At 64.2% G+C, this 15,499-nt stretch carries 20 protein-coding genes; 10 read left to right on the forward strand and 10 right to left on the reverse strand.

The genetic code is table 11. From position 1 onward, the window contains the following. The first annotated feature begins 213 nt into the window (after window positions 1-213). From GT748_RS03865 to GT748_RS03880, 4 genes are all read left to right on the forward strand, one after another. Window positions 214-708, forward strand: coding sequence for a deoxycytidylate deaminase (locus tag GT748_RS03865; protein WP_021660367.1), 495 nt, complete (start codon window positions 214-216; stop codon window positions 706-708). A gap of 29 nt (window positions 709-737) precedes the next feature. Next, window positions 738-1,646 carry an NAD(P)-dependent oxidoreductase gene (locus GT748_RS03870; RefSeq protein ID WP_161213368.1) on the forward strand — a complete coding sequence of 303 codons (909 nt, stop codon included), beginning with the start codon at window positions 738-740 and terminating at the stop codon, window positions 1,644-1,646. Window positions 1,647-1,783: 137 nt separating this feature from the next. After that, the gene (locus GT748_RS03875; protein WP_021660365.1) at window positions 1,784-2,647 is read left to right on the forward strand and encodes an AraC family transcriptional regulator; all 864 of its coding nucleotides are present in this window, start codon (window positions 1,784-1,786) and stop codon (window positions 2,645-2,647) included. Next, complete coding sequence (locus GT748_RS03880) at window positions 2,640-3,110, forward strand: hypothetical protein (protein WP_021660364.1); 471 nt, start codon at window positions 2,640-2,642, stop codon at window positions 3,108-3,110. The genes GT748_RS03875 and GT748_RS03880 overlap by 8 nt, the downstream gene beginning before the upstream one ends. A 64-nt stretch (window positions 3,111-3,174) precedes the next feature. Here the strand turns inward: GT748_RS03880 and GT748_RS03885 are convergent, their stop codons facing one another. Both GT748_RS03885 and GT748_RS03890 read right to left on the reverse strand, forming a co-directional pair. Further along, the gene (locus GT748_RS03885; protein ID WP_021660363.1) at window positions 3,175-4,161 is read right to left on the reverse strand and encodes a nucleoside hydrolase; all 987 of its coding nucleotides are present in this window, start codon (window positions 4,159-4,161) and stop codon (window positions 3,175-3,177) included. 25 nt (window positions 4,162-4,186) lie between these two features. Then, window positions 4,187-5,278: a BMP family ABC transporter substrate-binding protein gene (locus GT748_RS03890; RefSeq protein WP_161222314.1), complete on the reverse strand. Its 1,092-nt coding sequence runs from the start codon at window positions 5,276-5,278 to the stop codon at window positions 4,187-4,189. Window positions 5,279-5,511: 233 nt separating this feature from the next. On the opposite strand from GT748_RS03890, the gene GT748_RS03895 reads away from it, so the two are divergent. Continuing rightward, window positions 5,512-6,138, forward strand: coding sequence for a Crp/Fnr family transcriptional regulator (locus GT748_RS03895; protein ID WP_044992999.1), 627 nt, complete (start codon window positions 5,512-5,514; stop codon window positions 6,136-6,138). Between the two features lie 3 nt (window positions 6,139-6,141). Here GT748_RS03895 and GT748_RS03900 read toward each other — a convergent pair whose 3' ends face one another. Further along, on the reverse strand, window positions 6,142-6,813 hold the full coding sequence (locus GT748_RS03900) for an HD domain-containing protein (protein ID WP_021660360.1): 672 nt from the start codon (window positions 6,811-6,813) through the stop codon (window positions 6,142-6,144). 201 nt (window positions 6,814-7,014) lie between these two features. On the opposite strand from GT748_RS03900, the gene GT748_RS03905 reads away from it, so the two are divergent. From GT748_RS03905 to GT748_RS03915, 3 genes are read left to right on the forward strand one after another with little or no spacing between them, the layout of a single operon-like run. Beyond that, window positions 7,015-7,500 carry an RNA polymerase sigma factor gene (locus GT748_RS03905; protein ID WP_143161612.1) on the forward strand — a complete coding sequence of 162 codons (486 nt, stop codon included), beginning with the start codon at window positions 7,015-7,017 and terminating at the stop codon, window positions 7,498-7,500. Next, a complete protein-coding gene (locus GT748_RS03910; RefSeq protein WP_021660357.1) occupies window positions 7,497-8,108 on the forward strand; it encodes a zf-HC2 domain-containing protein in 612 nt (203 codons plus the stop codon). The genes GT748_RS03905 and GT748_RS03910 overlap by 4 nt, the downstream gene beginning before the upstream one ends. Next, window positions 8,105-8,962 (forward strand): hypothetical protein, encoded by an 858-nt coding sequence (locus GT748_RS03915; RefSeq protein WP_021660356.1) that lies wholly within the window; start codon window positions 8,105-8,107, stop codon window positions 8,960-8,962. Before GT748_RS03910 ends, GT748_RS03915 begins: the two co-directional genes overlap by 4 nt. Window positions 8,963-9,292: 330 nt before the next feature. Here the strand turns inward: GT748_RS03915 and rbsK are convergent, their stop codons facing one another. Both rbsK and GT748_RS03925 read right to left on the reverse strand, forming a co-directional pair. Continuing rightward, complete coding sequence (rbsK, locus tag GT748_RS03920; RefSeq protein ID WP_021660354.1) at window positions 9,293-10,228, reverse strand: ribokinase; 936 nt, start codon at window positions 10,226-10,228, stop codon at window positions 9,293-9,295. Between the two features lie 394 nt (window positions 10,229-10,622). Further along, window positions 10,623-11,324: a peptidylprolyl isomerase gene (locus tag GT748_RS03925; protein WP_021660352.1), complete on the reverse strand. Its 702-nt coding sequence runs from the start codon at window positions 11,322-11,324 to the stop codon at window positions 10,623-10,625. Between the two features lie 256 nt (window positions 11,325-11,580). On the opposite strand from GT748_RS03925, the gene GT748_RS03930 reads away from it, so the two are divergent. Continuing rightward, window positions 11,581-11,925 carry a DUF1292 domain-containing protein gene (locus GT748_RS03930; RefSeq protein ID WP_021660351.1) on the forward strand — a complete coding sequence of 115 codons (345 nt, stop codon included), beginning with the start codon at window positions 11,581-11,583 and terminating at the stop codon, window positions 11,923-11,925. A gap of 464 nt (window positions 11,926-12,389) precedes the next feature. Next, the gene (locus GT748_RS03935; RefSeq protein ID WP_021660349.1) at window positions 12,390-13,109 is read left to right on the forward strand and encodes a tRNA threonylcarbamoyladenosine dehydratase; all 720 of its coding nucleotides are present in this window, start codon (window positions 12,390-12,392) and stop codon (window positions 13,107-13,109) included. Between the two features lie 92 nt (window positions 13,110-13,201). Here GT748_RS03935 and GT748_RS03940 read toward each other — a convergent pair whose 3' ends face one another. The 5 genes from GT748_RS03940 to GT748_RS15920 all read right to left on the reverse strand — a co-directional run bounded on the left by GT748_RS03940 (window position 13,202) and on the right by GT748_RS15920 (window position 15,417). Then, window positions 13,202-13,564, reverse strand: coding sequence for a VOC family protein (locus tag GT748_RS03940; protein WP_021660348.1), 363 nt, complete (start codon window positions 13,562-13,564; stop codon window positions 13,202-13,204). Further along, window positions 13,561-14,001, reverse strand: a complete 441-nt coding sequence (gene ruvX / locus GT748_RS03945; RefSeq protein ID WP_021660347.1) for a Holliday junction resolvase RuvX — start codon at window positions 13,999-14,001, stop codon at window positions 13,561-13,563. The genes GT748_RS03940 and ruvX overlap by 4 nt, the downstream gene beginning before the upstream one ends. Before the next feature lie 20 nt (window positions 14,002-14,021). Beyond that, the gene (locus GT748_RS03950) at window positions 14,022-14,678 is read right to left on the reverse strand and encodes a histidine phosphatase family protein (RefSeq protein ID WP_021660346.1); all 657 of its coding nucleotides are present in this window, start codon (window positions 14,676-14,678) and stop codon (window positions 14,022-14,024) included. A 71-nt stretch (window positions 14,679-14,749) separates the two neighbouring features. Beyond that, on the reverse strand, window positions 14,750-15,166 hold the full coding sequence (locus GT748_RS03955) for a DUF3887 domain-containing protein (protein ID WP_021660345.1): 417 nt from the start codon (window positions 15,164-15,166) through the stop codon (window positions 14,750-14,752). After that, window positions 15,157-15,417 carry a YhfC family glutamic-type intramembrane protease gene (locus GT748_RS15920; RefSeq protein ID WP_368034523.1) on the reverse strand — a complete coding sequence of 87 codons (261 nt, stop codon included), beginning with the start codon at window positions 15,415-15,417 and terminating at the stop codon, window positions 15,157-15,159. Before GT748_RS15920 ends, GT748_RS03955 begins: the two co-directional genes overlap by 10 nt. Window positions 15,418-15,499: the final 82 nt, after the last annotated feature.

Here is a 15,499-nt window from a genome sequence, read left to right on the forward strand (position 1 = left end):
ATCACATTCAGAGCAGTTCAATTTTACTCAGAACTGCTATTTTTCTTGCTCTGAATCTGATACTTTCCTAAAGAATTATAGCACACTTTTTTGGCCGGGAACAGTCCCCAGCCCCCGCTGGAAAATTGGGGATCTTCTTGCAAACGGTTTCAAAGTCTCCTATGATAGAGAAAACGCCACCAACTTGAAAAAGCAACCTGGGAGGGATCGGATATGGAAAGACGGCGGGACAAGACAAACTACTACCTGGACATTGCCGAGAGCGTGCTCACCCGCGGCACCTGCCTGCGGCGAAAGTACGGGGCCATCATCGTGCGGGACGACGAGATCATCTCCACCGGCTATGTGGGCGCGCCCCGGGGCCGCAAGAACTGCTGCGACCTGGGCTACTGCATGCGCAGCAAGCTGGGCATCCCCCGGGGGGAGCGCTATGAGATCTGCCGCAGCGTCCACGCCGAGGCCAACGCCATCATCTCCGCCGAGCGCCAGAAGATGATCGGCGCCACCCTCTACCTGGTGGGGCGGGAGTGCGAGGGGGGCGACTACGTCAAGAACGCCAGCTCCTGCTCCATGTGCAAGCGGCTCATCATCAACGCCGGCATCAAGACGGTGGTCATCCGCGACACCCGGGACGAGTACCGGGTCATCGACGTCCAGTCCGCCTGGGTGGACGAGGACGATTCCCTGACCGACGTGCTGGGCTACTGAATTTTCATCGACCGAGGGAGGAATACAGGATGGAGCGATTTTCCCATGCGGTGGTCATCGACCCCACCAATCTGACCGATGAGGGGCGGGCGGAGCTGCGCGCCCTCTGCGACCGGGTCGACTTTTTCGACACGGCCCCCGACGGCGAGGAGGAGACCGTCCGCCGGATGGCGGGGTGCGACGCCCTCTTTGTCTCCTACAAGACCCCCATCTCCGCCGCGGCCATCGCCTCCGCGCCGGGCCTGCGCTACATCGGGATGTGCTGCAGCCTCTACGGGGCCGACAGCGCCAACGTGGACATCCGCGCCGCCAAGGCCCGGGGCATCCCGGTGACCGGCATCTTCGACTACGGTGACGAGGGGGTCATCGAGTACGAGGTGGCCGCCCTGGTCAACCTGCTCCACGGCTTCGAGGGGCCCCTCTGGCGGGGGGAGCCGCGGGAGCTGGGGGGACTCAAGGTGGGCATCATCGGCCTGGGGACGGTGGGCATCAAGCTGGCTCGCGCCCTGCAGTTTTTCGGCGCCCAGCTCTACTACTTCAGCCGCACCCCCAAGCCCCAGGTGGAAAAGGAGTTGGGCATCCGCTATCTGCCCCTGAAGGAATTGCTGCAGACCTGCGACGCCGTCTCCACCCACCTGCCCCGGGGGACCCGCCTGCTGGGCAGGGAGGAGTTTGCCGCCTTCACCGGCGGGAAGCTGCTGCTCAACACCTCTTTGGGAGACACCTTCGACCGGGCCGCCCTCAAGGCGTGGCTGGCGGAGGACGGGGACAACTACTACCTCTGCGACGGCTGCGGCATTGGCGACGCCGCCCCCGAACTGGAGGGGCTGCGGGGGGTGCTGCTGACCCACCAGGGCTCCGGCGCCTCCCTCCAGATGAACCAGCGGCTCAGCCGCAAGGTGCTGGACAACGCCCTGGCCTTTTTACAGGGCAGGTAGACACTCGCTTTTCCCGCGCGGCGGCAGGGGCGCTCTCCCCCGCCGCCGCGCGTTTTTTCGGCCTCGCAGGACCCGGCCGCCAAAAGAGAGGACACCTTCCGCCCCCGGCGGTATGATAGAGACAAGGAGTGGATTTCATGGAGTGGATCGAGCAACTGAACCTGGCCGTGCGCTATATCGAGGAGCACCTCGTCGGTGAACTGGACCTGGACGAGGCGGCCAAGGTGGCCTGCTGTTCGTCCTATCACTTTCAGCGGATGTTCAGCTACCTGGCAGGGGTCCCCCTCTCCGAGTACGTCCGCCGGCGGCGGATGTCCCTGGCCGCGGTGGACCTCTGCCGGGGGGAGGAGACGGTCCTCGACATCGCCCTGCGCTACGGCTACGCCTCCCCCACCGCCTTCAACCGAGCCTTTCAGGGCGTTCACGGCATCGCCCCGTCCCTGGCCAAAAAGGGCGGCGTGCCCCTGAAATCCTACCCTCCCGTCAGTTTCAAAATCACCGTCAAAGGAGTGGAGGAAATGAACTACCGCATCGAAGAGAGAGGCCCTATCCGCATCCTGGGGATCAGCGCGCCCCTGCACCGGGAGATCCAGCAGAACTTCACCGTCGTCCCCCAGATGTGGGAGCGGGCCGCGACCGACGGCACCATCCCCCGGTTGGCCGCTCTGATGGACACCCCGCCCATGGGGCTTTTGGGGGTCAGCGCCTGCGGCGACGAGGAGGAGTGGCGCTATTTCATCGCCGTCTCCTCCAGTCAGCCGGCGCCCGAGGGGCTGGAGGAGTACACCATCCCCGCCTTCACCTGGGCCGTCTTCCCCGGCGGCGGCACCGGCCGCTCCATCCAGGAGCTGGAACAGCGCATCGTCACCGAGTGGCTGCCCACCTCGGGCTACGAGTACGCCGACGGCCCGGACGTGGAGGTCTACCTCGACCCCGACCCCCAAAACACCCAGTACGAGGTCTGGATCCCGGTCATCAAGAAGGAGTCCCCCCGTGGCTGACGGCGCACCGGAGCGCTTTCTCGCCGCCCTGGACGAGGGGGAGCGCCCCGCGGCCCAGGCCCTGATCCAGCTGCTCGCCGAGGGCGGCTGCCCCTGCGCCCTCAAAGAGGCCAGGAGCGGCCCCACCCTCTCTTTTAAGCGGGGGGCCAAAGGGGGCTCCCTGGCGGTCTTTGTCTGCCGCAAGTCGGGGGCAAAGGTGCGCCTCTATCCCCAGCGCGCCCTCGCCGACGCCGCCCTTCTCGACGGGCTGCCCGAGGGGATAAAGGACGCCATCCGCCGCGCCGCCCCCTGCAAGCGGCTGGTGGGCAGCGGGTCCTGCAACCCCCGCTGCCCCATGGGGGTCTCCTTCTCACTGGATGGGCAGCCGATGCAGCTCTGCCGGCACACCGCCTTCTTCTTCCCCCTGCGGGAAAAGGCCCTCCCCGCCCTAAAGCGCCTTCTCGCAAGCGAATTGCCCGCATAGCGGCTGCAAAGCGCCCCCGCCGGGCTAAGAGGCGGGGGCGCTTTGCTTTGGAAAAAGGGGAGGTTTACTCGCTCAGCACCCGGAACAGCTCGGTGAAGACCCCATCCCGGTCGATGCTGTAAATATAACCCATCAGGTGGCGCAGAGAGCCCACCTCGTAGTAGCCGCTGTAGGAGGGCTGCACGCCGGTGACCAGCCGGCTCTGGACAAAATCGCCCTCCATCAGCCAGGCCACCGGGGCCACATCCCAGATGATCCGGCTCCAACAGCCCTTCTGGCGGTAGATGGACGCCTCCTCCTCGGTGACGTCGCAGAGGTAGTCGCAGAGGGGATTTTTCCCCCGCAGCCAGTGCTCCAACTCGGGGCCGGTGACGGCCAGGGCGTTGGTGACCCCGTTGCAGGGGCACTGCACCACCGGCAGCCCCGTCCCCAAAAGCACCCGGGCAGCGGCAACATCCTGCAACAGGTTGAACTCCTTGCAGTTGGGCCAGTCCCGGCTGTGGCCGCCCAGCCAGACCACCACAATCTTCTGGCAGATGGCCGGCTCGAGCAGCACTGCCGATGCGACGTTGGTCGCCGCGGCGATGGCCACCACGTAGAGGGGCTCATCATTGGGTTGGGCCAGGGCCAGCTCCACCAGCCGCCGGGCGGCTGGGGTCTCCTCCGGCTCGGTCTCACCTTTTAAAAAGCGCTTCGCTCCCCGGTAGACAAGCCCTGCTTTCTCCTCCTGCCCCACCAGTTTTAAAACCCGCAAAATTTCCCGGTAGGAGCGCTCCATCCCCAAATCTGGGGTCTCGGCCTTGATATTTTGAAAGGGAGCGGCTAAAATAGCCTTGAGGTCAAAGCGCTGGGGGTTTTTGAGCAGGTAGGCCAGGGCGTACTGGTCATCCACCTCGTTAAAGGTGTCGGTGTCCAGCACCACCGCCAGCCGCTTGCCCCCCTCGGGGCGCTGTAAGCGCCGGGCCAAAAATTCAGGGCTGCAGGCGGACTGGGGCCATTCCCGGCCGTAACCGGCGTCAAAGTACTGCTGTAAAATGGGGGGACAGTTCATCTCGTTTCCTCCTAATCGTCTGTTGTCAGGGCTTTACCCCGTCGCGCAGCTGCACCAGCCGGCTCTGCTCCATGCCGTAGGCAGTCTCCACCTTCAGTTCCCCCGCGGCGATTTCTCCTTCCAGTCCGTCGATGTAGTCACGGGTCTCCTGGGGCACGTTTTTCTGGTAGTAGTCGTTTTCCGCCAGCACGATGATCCCCTCTTTGACCCCCCACTTCACCTTGGTGCCGTAGGGCGTTTCCCCTTTGATGGTCTCGCCGATGGTCTTGTACAGAGAGGTGTCGTTTCGCTTTGTCATCGAGGTCAAAATGGTGTCGGCGATCTGCGGCTGGGAATCCACAAAGAACTCCCGCTGGTCGGCATCCACGCCGATGCCCCAAATCCCCTTCTCCTGGCAGGCGGAAAAGACGCCCAGGCCGGCGCCGCCAGCCACCTGGTGGAGTACATCGGCCCGGTTTTGCTGCACCTGCACCAGGGCCAGCTCCTTGGCCTTGGTGGTGTCGCTGAAACTGCCGATGTATGAACTGGCCACCTTGCCGTTGGGGTTGGCATGGGTGGATCCCTGGATATAGCCCACCAGAAAGTCGTTGATCCCCACCGACTCCATCCCCATGACACAGCCGATGGTCCCGGTACTCGACATTCTCTGGGCCAGCGCCTCGGCCAAAAACTCGCCCTGGTGCTGCATGTAGGTGATGGCAAAGACATTCTCCATCTTCAAGTCGTAATCGGGGTCGATGTCAAAACCGATAAATTTGGTGTTCGGGTAGTCCTGGTAGCACCGTTCCAGTGCTTCCACAAACTCATTACCAGTAAAAATCACAATGTCGTACGCTTCGGCAGTGTCCAGCAGGGTGGGGGTAATCTTGGCTTTGTCGCTGCCGTATTCCACGGCTTTGGCCTCGATTCCGTAATCCTCGCCCGCCTTTTTCACACCGGCCCAGGCCAGATCGGCAAAGGATTTGTCGCCCAGAGCGCCGGTGACAAAGGCCACACTTTTGATCTCGCTGTCGCCGTCACCCGACTTGCTACTGGCCCCCTTTTGGTCGCCGCAGCCGGTCAGCAAAATGCTGCCGGCCGTGACCAATGACAGAAAAATAGCCATCTGTTTTTTCATGTTTTCTCCTCCTAAAAACCCAATCCATATCCGCAGAGTGCCGACGGCAAGCCGCCGTCAGACTGATTGACCTCATCGCGGGGGAGGAGCTCCGGATCACCTGCCCCGCGCCTCAAGAGGTCAGGCCCATTATAAAGCAAAAATGGAAGGGGCTCTTAGGGCCACCGCCCCAAAACAATTCACAAATACACTCGTTCTATTTTGTGAAAACCGCCAATCAGGAGGCTGTGCAAATGGAAACTCCCTATGAAATCATGCAGCGGGGCGGCTATCTTCACCGCTGGAAAGAGCTCGCCCTCCCCGCGGGAACGGTTCTCGCCTCGGTGGGGGAGATCTCCACCCACGTCCACTATCTAATAGAGGGTTCAGTGCGAATTCTGCGCCCCCTCCCCAACGGCAGCAACCTGGCGGAGGAGGGATTGGGCCCTCACATCTTCATTGGGGATCTGGGCGCCATGGCGCTCCGCAGGTCGAGTATTGAGATCGTGACCGAAACCCCCTGCCTGGCGCTGAAGATCGGGGCCGGGGCGTTTATCGGCCTCCTCAAAAGCGACGCCGCCCTGACCTTTTGGGAGGCCCAGTACTGCGCCCAGAGCATCGACAACTACACCCAGATCGTCATTCGCACCTTTGGCCGCTCGGTAAAAGATCGGTTTGCTGAATACCTGTGGGAACTCTGCGGCGGGCAGAAAAAGACCGTTCCCTTTCACAAGGGAGAGGCCGCTGACTTGTTGGGCAGCACTGTGCGGACAGTCAACCGCTACCTGCAGGCGTTTCAGAGCGAGGGGATTTTGCTCTGCACCGGTCAATCCATCAACTTTTTAGAGCCCAGCCTGCTCCGGCAATATATTCAGCTCTAAGCCCTACGAGACCAGCAGCACCCCGTTGATCTCCAGGTGAAAGCGCAGTTTGAGGAAATTGGCCGCCTTTTTGCACAGGACCATCCGCTGCAAAAAGATCTCAAAGTAGTCCATCACGTCGGAGATGGCGCTGTCCAGCTCCAGCCGCAGGAGGATGACCGACCGGTCCTCTGACAGCTGCAGACTGCTGTTGGTGACGGCGTAGTTGACCCGGTCGTGGATCTCGTGGTGGCGCACAGGGCCCCGCACCCGGTTGCGGCGCACGTCCGACTTGTCGGCCAGGATCAGGGCCGCCGAGGCGGGGTTGACCGGCTGGGCTGTGCCCTCGTCGTGGTTGCCGATGGCCGCCACCACCGTGGCCACCTCCTCTGGCGCCATCCCCAACTCCTCCAGCAGGCGAAAGGCCATCAGCGCCCCCGACTGGGCGTGGGCCACCCGGTTGACGGTGTTGCCGATGTCGTGCATGAAGCCGGCGATCCGGGCCAGCTCCACCTCCCGGGGGGAGTAGCCCAGGGCCGCCAACAGATCGCCGGCCTTCTGGGCGCAGAGGGTCACGTGGGCAAAGGAGTGCTCGGTAAACCCCAGGGCCGAGAGCATCTCGTCCGCCTTTTGAATGTAGGTGCGAATCTTCGGGTTGCTGCGAATGTCCTCATAGGTGATGGTCTTCTCGTTCATCCTGCTCCTCCTTCTCGGCTGCAGGGCGCAGCCAATCTGTTTTTAATGTTTGATGATAGCACCCATCCTATCCCGCGTCAAGCAGAGAATGTTGCGTTTTGCCCCTTTTTTCGAGAGGGGGTGTAACGCCGAGCCCCTTTTTGGCGACAGATAGGTGAAGACACCCCAATGGGCCCGCCGGCCGGAGAGGAGGGAGCCGCCTTGCACCCCATCGAGCGCTTTTACCGGCAGTACCGGGACGATGTCTACCGCTACCTGTTGGGGCTGGCGCGGGATCCGATCCTGGCTGAAGACCTCCTCTCCGAGACCTTTTTGGAGGCGCTGCGGGCCCTCCCCGCCTTTCGGGGAGAGTCCTCGGCCAAAACCTGGCTCTTTGGCATCGCCCGCAACGTCTGGCTGCGGCAGCTGCAAAAAGGGCGCGCCCACGCCCCCCTCGACGAGCGGCTGGGCCTCTACCTGGCCGACGGGCTGGACGACCTCTGCCGCCGCCAGACCCTGGCGCGCATCGGGGAGCTGCTGCGCCAGCGGGGCGACCCGGCCGAAACGGTGGTGCGGATGCGGGCCGACGGCTGGCCCTACGCCGAGATCGCCGGGCGTCTGCAAATTTCCGAGGCGTCGGCCCGGGTGATCGATTTTCGCACCAAGCGCTGGCTGCGCGCCGCGCTGGAAAAGGAGGGATTGCTGTGAGCGGTGAACGAACCGACATCCCCTGCCAGGTCTGCCTGGACCTCTGGCCCCTGGTCTGCGACGGGGTGGCCAGCGAGGAGAGCTGCCGCCTGGTGGAAGACCACCTGGCCCACTGCCCGTCCTGCCGGGCCGAGACCGCCGGAGAGACCCCTTTTCTCCCCCCCTCGCCCCCCAGCGACGAGCGGGTGCTGGCCGCCCTGCGCCGCCGGCTGCTGGCCGGAGGGCTGCTGCTGGCCGGGCTGGGCTGCCTGGTGGGGCTGGCCATCACCTATTCGGCCAACATGTTTTACAACCTGCTCCTCCTCCCCCTGGCGGGGGCGGCGGGGGCCCTGGCCCTGGGCAGGCGCTGGCCCTGGGCGCCCCTGGGCTGTTTTGGGCTGACCTACCTCTGGCTGTTTCTCCGCGCCGGCTGGGAACTGCTGACCTCCCCCGGGAGTATGAGGTGGGGGGAGGGGCTCTCCCTCCTCCTCTTCTCCCCCTTCTTGATGGCCCTGATTTACAGCCTGCTCGCCCTGGTGGGGGCGGTGATCGCCAGGCTGCTGGCCTTTGTCTTTCGGCGGGAGCCCGGCGATCCCGCCCGACCCCACCACCCAGGAGGTGCAAAATGAACGCCAACCGAACCCGCAAGAAAACCGCCCTGAAGATCCTGGCCCTGGCGGCCGCCCTACTGTTGATGGCGCTGCTGGCCTTTTTGGCAAACGCCTTTGTGGGCAACCCCCTCTCTGCCTGGATGGCGCGGCGGGACATCGTCGCCTACCTGCAGGCCGCCTATCCCCAGCAGGAGTGGCAGGTGGAGAAGGCCCGCTACAACTTCAAGTTCGGCGAGTACACCGCCCAGGTGCAGAGCCCCGACAGCGAGGACACCCACTTTGCCGTCTACTGGCGGGGCGGCCGGGTCAAGTACGACGACTACGGCACCTATGTCACCGACCGCTGGAACACCCGCCAGCGGCTGGAGGAGAGTTACAGCGCCGAGGTGATCCCCCTCCTCCAAGCGGTCCCCGGGTTGGAGGGGAACCGTTCGATGGTGACGCTGGGGGGCAAGGGCAGCTCCTCCGAGGCGGTCGTTCGCGCCCTGCCGCTGGACGTCCCCTTCTCCAAATCCCTCTCCGATCAGTGGGAGCTCACCATCCGCGCCGACTGGGAGGACGACTCCCTCCCCGCCCTGGCGGAGATGTTCGAGGCCGCCCACCAAAGGCTGACGGCGGCCGATTGCACCTTTGCCCGCTACCACTTTTTCACCACCACCGAGAAGGGCGCCACCATCATGATCGACGGCCTCACCCCCGCCGACATCGAGAGCGGTGAACTCCTCGCCCGACTGGAGGCCGCTCAGCGGGAAGGGGAGGCCCGGGAAGAGGAGGAGCGCCGGCAGATGGAGGAGAGCGGCGGCCGGCTGGAAAAGGGGGAGCCCCTCGACGAAAACCGCCTCACTGTCTACATCCACCACAAAGAGGGATAGCTTCTCTGCCCAATCAAAGCCGCCGGTAAAGCGGGCGGTGGGTACAGGCCCGAGAGGGGCGCTGTTCCTCGTGTGCCCCCCTCTCAAGGGGCATCAAAACCTTAGGGGCGCACTGCTCCACCACCGCCGGTCAACCGGCATGTCGGGGGGCCCTTTCGCATCTTCCGCGCCCCAAGACCGCCCTTCCTCTTGCGCCGTTGGGCATTGGCGCTCTCCCACCCAGAGAGCCTGTTTGTCCCCCGGCAGGACCGGGTTGGACGCCAAAGCTGCAAAGAAAACGGCCCGCCCCCTGCAACAGGGGCGGGCCGCTTTTTTCTGCACCGTTATGCGCTATCCCATCAGGCCGTTTGCGGCGATGAAGGCGTCCACTTCGGCGCGGTGGGGCATGGCCACCGAGGTGCCCATCTTGGTCACCGCCAGGTTGGAGACCGCGTTGCCGAAGGCGCAGGCTGCAAAGAGGTCCTTCCCCTCGGCCAGGGCGGCCACAAAACCGCCGTTGAAGGCGTCCCCCGCGCCGGTGGTGTCCAGCACCGGCACATCGTAGTTGCCAAAGAGCTGGTGGCGCTGGGGGGTGACGGCCAGCACCCCCTGTTTGCCCAGGGTGATGACCACCTGGCCCACCCCCTTGTCCAAAAAGACCTGGGCGGCCTTCAGGGCGTCGTCGGGGGTCTTGATCTCCACCCCGGTGAGGATGGAGGCCTCCACCTCGTTGGGGGTGATCACGTCCACCTGGCGCAGCATCTCGTCGGTGATGGGCTGCACCGGCGCGGTGTTGAGCACCACCGTGGTGCCGCTGCGGTGGGCGATGTCGATCACCTTTTCCACCGCGTCCACATTGGTCTCCAGCTGGGTCAGCAGGATGCCCGCCCCCTCGATGAGGGGGGTCACCTGGGCGATGTCGGCGTCGTCAAAGGTGGAGCAGGCGCCCAGGGTCACCAGGATCTGGTTTTGGCTGGTGTGCTCATCCACCATGATGAGGGCCGCGCCGGTGGACGCCTTGTCGGTGACAAAGACGTGGGAGCGGTCCATCCCCTCGCCCTCCATCATCTCCAGGCAGACGTTGGCAAAGCTGTCTTTGCCCAACTTGGTCACCATCTCCACCTCGGCGCCGGCCCGCTTGGCGGCCACCGCCTGGTTAAAGCCCTTGCCGCCGGGCCCCATCTTGAACAGGTCGCTCTTGACCGTTTCGCCGGGCACGGGCAGGTGGTCCGCCCGGGCCATCAGATCCACCACGAAACTGCCGAATACCACCACTGGTTTTGCCATCGAACATCTCTCCCCTCACCGGCCCGCCGTGGGGCCGGAAAACTTCTTGATAAACCCATTGTACCCTTCTCGGAGAGGCCCCGTCAACCGGTTGTAAAAACGTTTTTGCAAAATTGGAAATCTAGCCAAAAAAGGGGGCTTTCCTTGTGCAGGATGGCGCAAATCTTTGCCGTGTTCGACCGGGTTTTACTCTCCCAGGGCAATGGTGACCCACCGGCAGGGCTGTTTGGGCCTTGTGTGCAGTTGGTCGACCGCACTTTTATGGTATCAAAAGGAACTTCCATTCTCTTCGCAGTGCCAACGCCTTTCCGGGTCCCGGCACAGCCGGGGAGGGGCTTTGACAAAAAGGCGCCCCGCCGGCATTGCTGCCGACAGGGCGCCCCCGCTCTCTTTTTTACTGGGCCCACTCGCCGTAGGTGGTCACGTCGATGGACTGGATCACCACGTCCTCTTTGGGCTTGTCGCCGGCGCTGGTCTCCACCTTGGAGATGGCGTCGGCCACCTCCTGCCCGGCGATGACCTGGCCGAAGATCGAGTAGCCGCCGTCCAGGTGGGGGCTGCCGCCCTTTTCCCGGTAGGCCTTGATGATCTCCTGCGGCCAGCCCAGCTGCTCCATCTGCTTCAGCAGCGAGGGGTCCACCTTGTCGCCGGTGACGATGAAGAACTGGCTGCCGTTGGTGTTGGGGCCGGCGTTGGCCATGGAGAGGGCCCCCACAAAGTGGCGCAGGTCGCCGCTGACCTCGTTTTCAAAGACGCGGCCCCAGATGCTCTGGCCGCCGCGGCCGGTGCCCTCGGGGTCGCCCCCCTGGATCATAAAGCCCTCGATCACCCGGTGAAAGATGACCCCGTCGTAGTAGCCGTCCTTGGCGTGGGTGAGAAAGTTCTCACAGGCCTTGGGGGCCTTTTCGGGGAAGAGGACCAGGGAGATGTCCCCCTGGTTGGTGTGCATGACGGCCACAGGCGCGTCCTGGGCCGGGGTTTGAAACTGCATAGGCATCTTGCTTCCGCTCTCCTTTTTGTCTGTGCCGCACCCGGCGAGGAGCAGGCTGCAAGCCAGTGCCAACGCCAGGGGGACAGACCAAATTTTTGAATTCATTGCGCGCCCTCCCGATTGGATTGCAATCCCTATCCTACCCTGTTTTGGCGGCAAATGCAAGAAAAAGCGGGCGCTTTTTGGCAAATCGGGGCGGCCGGGGACGGGGATGGAAAATGGCCCCCTTTTGCTGTTGACGAACCCCCTGTAAAGAGGGTACAATAAGGGCAGGGAGAAGGCGCCGGCGACCGGTCGCCTCCCGCGCAAGGGCCCCTGTAAACAGGCCCCTTGCCCATCAGCAAATGAGGAGGTCATTCCCATGGCCCAAGATTTTGAGCCCCTTTCCGAGGGCAGCGAGAACGAGCAGGAGACCGGCGAGCCCTATATCGTCACCATGAGCGACGAGGACGGGTGCGAACACAGCTTTGAGCTGGTGGACTCGATGGAAAAAGACGGGGTCCTCTACACCGCGCTCATCCCCATGTACGACCAGCCCCAGGAGATGCTGGAGAGCGACGGACAACTGGTCATCATGAAGTCGGAGGAGGACGAGGGCGAAGAGGCGGTCTTTACCCCCATTCAAAACGACGAGGAGTTCGGCGAGATTGCCCAAATCTTCATCGAGCGCTTGAGCGACCTCTACGACATCGAAGAGGAGGAATAACCCCCTTTTCCCCCGGGAAAGCTGAAGAGGATAGGAGCGTGGCTCTCCCTCCCCCGCGCTGTTTCCCGAATGTCTATTGAAAGATTTATCTGCCGGTGGCAGACACCATCTAACTTTATGGCTCTACCCGAGGCGTAAAGCCCTCATTTTTCCCGTAGAAAAAATGAGGGTAGCCTCGAAGAGTATCTCTGCCGGTGGCAGAGATACTCCGTCCTGCGGTGTTCGACTTGTTGCAGCCTTTTATAATCCTACAAGTATGTAATTGGAAGGTCGTCTCTTCTCACCAACTGCAGACCTCCCCCGCAAGGGGACGAAGGGAGCGCGCGGTGCGAAGGAGCCCGTATCCACCCTGTTTTGAAAAAAGCGGGTTTTAACTTGGCTGCAGACGGCATCGCGGGATTTTTGTTGCCATTTTTGCCCCGGCAAGGGGCGTTTTTCGACGATCCGAGAGAGGAGTGGAGCCCATGTGGCTGGACAGACAGGCCCTCGTCATCGGCCAGGAGGGGTGCGACGCCCTGCGCCGCAGCCGGGTGGCCGTCATCGGCATCGGCGGGGTGGGCGGCGCGGCGGCCGAGGCCCTCTGCCGCTGCGGCATCGGCGACCTGTTGGTGATGGACCACGACCGGGTGGACGACACCAACCGCAACCGCCAACTGTTGGCCACTGCCGAGACCGTCGGCCGGCGCAAGGTCGCGGTGCTGGGGGAGCGGCTGCGCGCCATCAGCCCCGACTGCCGGGTGGAGGAGTGGGACTGCTTTCTCGACGCCGACACCCTGCCTGAACTGCTGGCCTGGCGGCCCGACTACGTGGTGGACTGCATCGACACCGTCACCTCGAAACTAGCCCTGATCGAGGGCTGTCAGGGGGCCGGTGTCCCCCTGGTGTGCTGTCTGGGCACCGGCAACCGGCTCGACCCCACCCAGTTTCACCTGGGCGACCTCTACGACACCGGCGGCTGCGGCGACCCCCTGGCCCGGGTGATGCGCTCTCTCTGCCGCAAGCGGGGGATCGAGCGGCTGGAGGTGGTCTACTCCACCGCCCCCGTCATCCGCCCGCCGGAGGGGTTTGCCGGCGACTCCCCCCAGGGGCGGCACTCCCCCGGCAGCATCTCCTTCGTCCCCCCGGTGGCTGGGTACACCCTGGCCTCGCTGGTGGTGCGGCGGCTGCTAGGCCTTCCCTGCTAAAGGGAAAAAGCGGACCTCATTTTCTCCACCGTCTGCAAAAGCGCTCCCCCACCCCAAAGAATGGGGATGGGAGAGCGCTTTTTCTACTGCCGCTATTCCCCGTCGATCTTCTGGAACTCCAGGGTGTAGCCGTTGGGGTCTTTTAAAAAGAAGGAGTAGACCGGGAAGCGGGGGTGGTGGCAGGGCCCCTCCCCCAGGGTGGGAAGGCCGGCTGCCCGCAGCCGGGCGTAGACGGCGTCCACCTCGGCCCGGTCGGCGCAGTCAAAGGAGAGACAGACCCCCTGGGCCAGAGGGCGGCCGTCGCCGTAGTCCACAAAGCCCAGGCAGCCCCGCCCGGTGTCCACGATGAACTGGCCCTCCCCCTCCTGGCGCAGGGAAAGGCCCAGCACCCCGGTGTAAAAGCGGCGGCAGGCCGCCAGGTCACAGGTGGGGAAAAAGGCGGTCAGCCCGGTCATCTCTCCGCCTCCCCCTCGTTCTTGCGGCGGCGGAGGTAGGCCTCTAAAATGAGGGTGGCGGCCACCGCGTCCACCGTCTCCTTCCGCTTTTTGCCGCGGACGTTCTGCTCGTTGAGGATGCCGATGGCCGAGACGGTGGTCTGCCGCTCGTCGAACAGGTCCACCCGGATGGGGGTGGCGTTGAGCCGCCCGGCAATCTTGCGGGCCACCTTCTCACAGAGTTCGGCCCGCTCACCCCGGCTGCCGTCCATGTTTTTGGGCAGTCCCACCACGATCCGCTCCACCCCGTTGTCCAGAGCAAAGGCCACGATCTCCTTGACGGTCTTGTCCAGCCCTGGCTCGCAGATGACCCCGGCCGGACGGGCCAGCATCTCCCCCCTGTCGCAGAGGGCCAGGCCGGTGCGCACGTCCCCGTAGTCCACCCCCAAAATGACCATCTTCTCTTCCCCCTTTGCCCCTACTTGCGGCTGTAAAAGGTGCCGCCATGCAGGATGGTGCCCGTGTCGATGTGGCCGGTGTAGCCCTGAAATTCCGCTTTGCCGGGGATTTGGTCACCGGCAAACACCAGTTTGGAGACGCCGCCGTTGCGGACCCACTCCACCTGGCCCAACCCCTCGACCGGCAACCCCAGCGCCGCGGCGATGCAGGAGCGCAGGGCGCACCCGTGGGAGACCACCGCCAGGGTCTTGCCCGCGTTTTGGGCCAGGATGTCCTGCACCGCCGCCGCGCAGCGCGCAAAGACCTGGCGCATGGTCTCGCTGCCCTCGACGGCGAAGTTCCAGGGCTCGCTCTGCCAGGTGCGAAAAGCCTCGGGGTAGTCCCTCTCCAGCTGGTCGATGGGCTGCCCCTCCCAGACGCCAGCCGAGATCTCCTTGATGCGCTCGTCGGTGTAGAGGGGGATCTCCCGCCCGCCGACGATGGCCGCGCCGGTGCGGACCGCCCGCCGCAGGGGGGAGGAGATCACCTTGTCCAGCTCCACATCCTCAAAGTAGTCGGTGAGGTTTTGGCACTGGATCTCCCCCTGGGGGCTGATGTCGGTGTCGATAGCGCCCTGAAAAGTCCGCTGAATGTTTCCCGCGGCCTGTACGTGCCGCACAAAGTAGATGGTGGTCATGGCTACACAACTCCAATTCTCGCAGGGGCGCTCCTCCGCAGGGCGCCCCCTGTCTCTCTTCTCGGTCCTATTTATTTGAGGTAAAAGCCCACCAGCCGCCCCTCTTTGTCGAGGCTGATGGTGTACTGTACCTTTCCCCGTTCGTACTTGGCGATGAGCAGCACCACCACATAGGGCTCGCCGCCTTCGTCCTCCCTGCCCACCGCCTCCTCGGCGGTGTACTCGCTGCGCTCTCCCAGCTCGGGACCGCCCAGCCCCTCCCAGGCCTGGTGCAGCTTCTCCTCCAACTGGCCGTCCCGAAGGTCCGGCCGCCAACACGCCACCAGCCCCTGGTAGTCCTCTTCCTCCAGCAGTTGGGAGGCGGCCTTGGCCTGGGCGATCACCTCGTCCCGCGAAAACCCTTCGGGCAGTTTGCCGCCGCAGCCGCTCAGGCAGCCCAGGGCGAGCACCAGCGCCAGGGCGGTCCCCAGCCATTTCTTCACCTGCATCCTCTCTTCTCCTTCCCCTCTCTCCTCCGGTCCCCGATCATCCAGGCGGCGAGCAGCGCCGCCACCGCCAGCAGTCCGCCCTCGATCCCCCAGAGGGGCAGCTCCGCCAGGGGACCCAGGGCGGCCAACAGGTCCACCAGGGTGTGCAGGGCAAAAGCTGCCAGCAGCGGGAGCGCCCGGCACCGGCGCACCCCGGCAAAGACCAAGCGGGTGGCCGCCAGGTGGACCGGCAGGGCAGCCACCCGCTCCACCCCCGCCGCCAAGATCCCTCCACCCCCGCCGCCAAGAGCCCTCCGGCCCCGGCGGCCAGAGTCAGCCCCGGGGCCGCCAAAA

The organism is Bittarella massiliensis (ex Durand et al. 2017) (assembly GCF_009876955.1).
GTDB classification, from domain to species: Bacteria; Bacillota; Clostridia; order Oscillospirales; family Ruminococcaceae; genus Bittarella; species Bittarella massiliensis.

Bases quoted from the DNA above. Each gene is read 5' to 3' on its own strand.
- ruvX (WP_021660347.1), bottom strand. From the start codon at position 14,001: ATGGTCATTTTGGGGGTGGACTACGGGGACGTGCGCACCGGCCTGGCC.
- rbsK (WP_021660354.1), bottom strand. From the start codon at position 10,228: ATGGCAAAACCAGTGGTGGTATTCGGCAGTTTCGTGGTGGATCTGATG.
- GT748_RS03875 (WP_021660365.1), top strand. From the start codon at position 1,784: ATGGAGTGGATCGAGCAACTGAACCTGGCCGTGCGCTATATCGAGGAG.
- GT748_RS03870 (WP_161213368.1), top strand. From the start codon at position 738: ATGGAGCGATTTTCCCATGCGGTGGTCATCGACCCCACCAATCTGACC.
- GT748_RS03940 (WP_021660348.1), bottom strand. From the start codon at position 13,564: ATGACCGGGCTGACCGCCTTTTTCCCCACCTGTGACCTGGCGGCCTGC.
- GT748_RS03925 (WP_021660352.1), bottom strand. From the start codon at position 11,324: ATGAATTCAAAAATTTGGTCTGTCCCCCTGGCGTTGGCACTGGCTTGC.
- GT748_RS03930 (WP_021660351.1), top strand. From the start codon at position 11,581: ATGGCCCAAGATTTTGAGCCCCTTTCCGAGGGCAGCGAGAACGAGCAG.
- GT748_RS03885 (WP_021660363.1), bottom strand. From the start codon at position 4,161: ATGAACTGTCCCCCCATTTTACAGCAGTACTTTGACGCCGGTTACGGC.
- GT748_RS03895 (WP_044992999.1), top strand. From the start codon at position 5,512: ATGGAAACTCCCTATGAAATCATGCAGCGGGGCGGCTATCTTCACCGC.
- GT748_RS03915 (WP_021660356.1), top strand. From the start codon at position 8,105: ATGAACGCCAACCGAACCCGCAAGAAAACCGCCCTGAAGATCCTGGCC.
- GT748_RS03955 (WP_021660345.1), bottom strand. From the start codon at position 15,166: ATGCAGGTGAAGAAATGGCTGGGGACCGCCCTGGCGCTGGTGCTCGCC.
- GT748_RS03935 (WP_021660349.1), top strand. From the start codon at position 12,390: ATGTGGCTGGACAGACAGGCCCTCGTCATCGGCCAGGAGGGGTGCGAC.
- GT748_RS03890 (WP_161222314.1), bottom strand. From the start codon at position 5,278: ATGAAAAAACAGATGGCTATTTTTCTGTCATTGGTCACGGCCGGCAGC.
- GT748_RS03950 (WP_021660346.1), bottom strand. From the start codon at position 14,678: ATGACCACCATCTACTTTGTGCGGCACGTACAGGCCGCGGGAAACATT.
- GT748_RS03900 (WP_021660360.1), bottom strand. From the start codon at position 6,813: ATGAACGAGAAGACCATCACCTATGAGGACATTCGCAGCAACCCGAAG.
- GT748_RS03865 (WP_021660367.1), top strand. From the start codon at position 214: ATGGAAAGACGGCGGGACAAGACAAACTACTACCTGGACATTGCCGAG.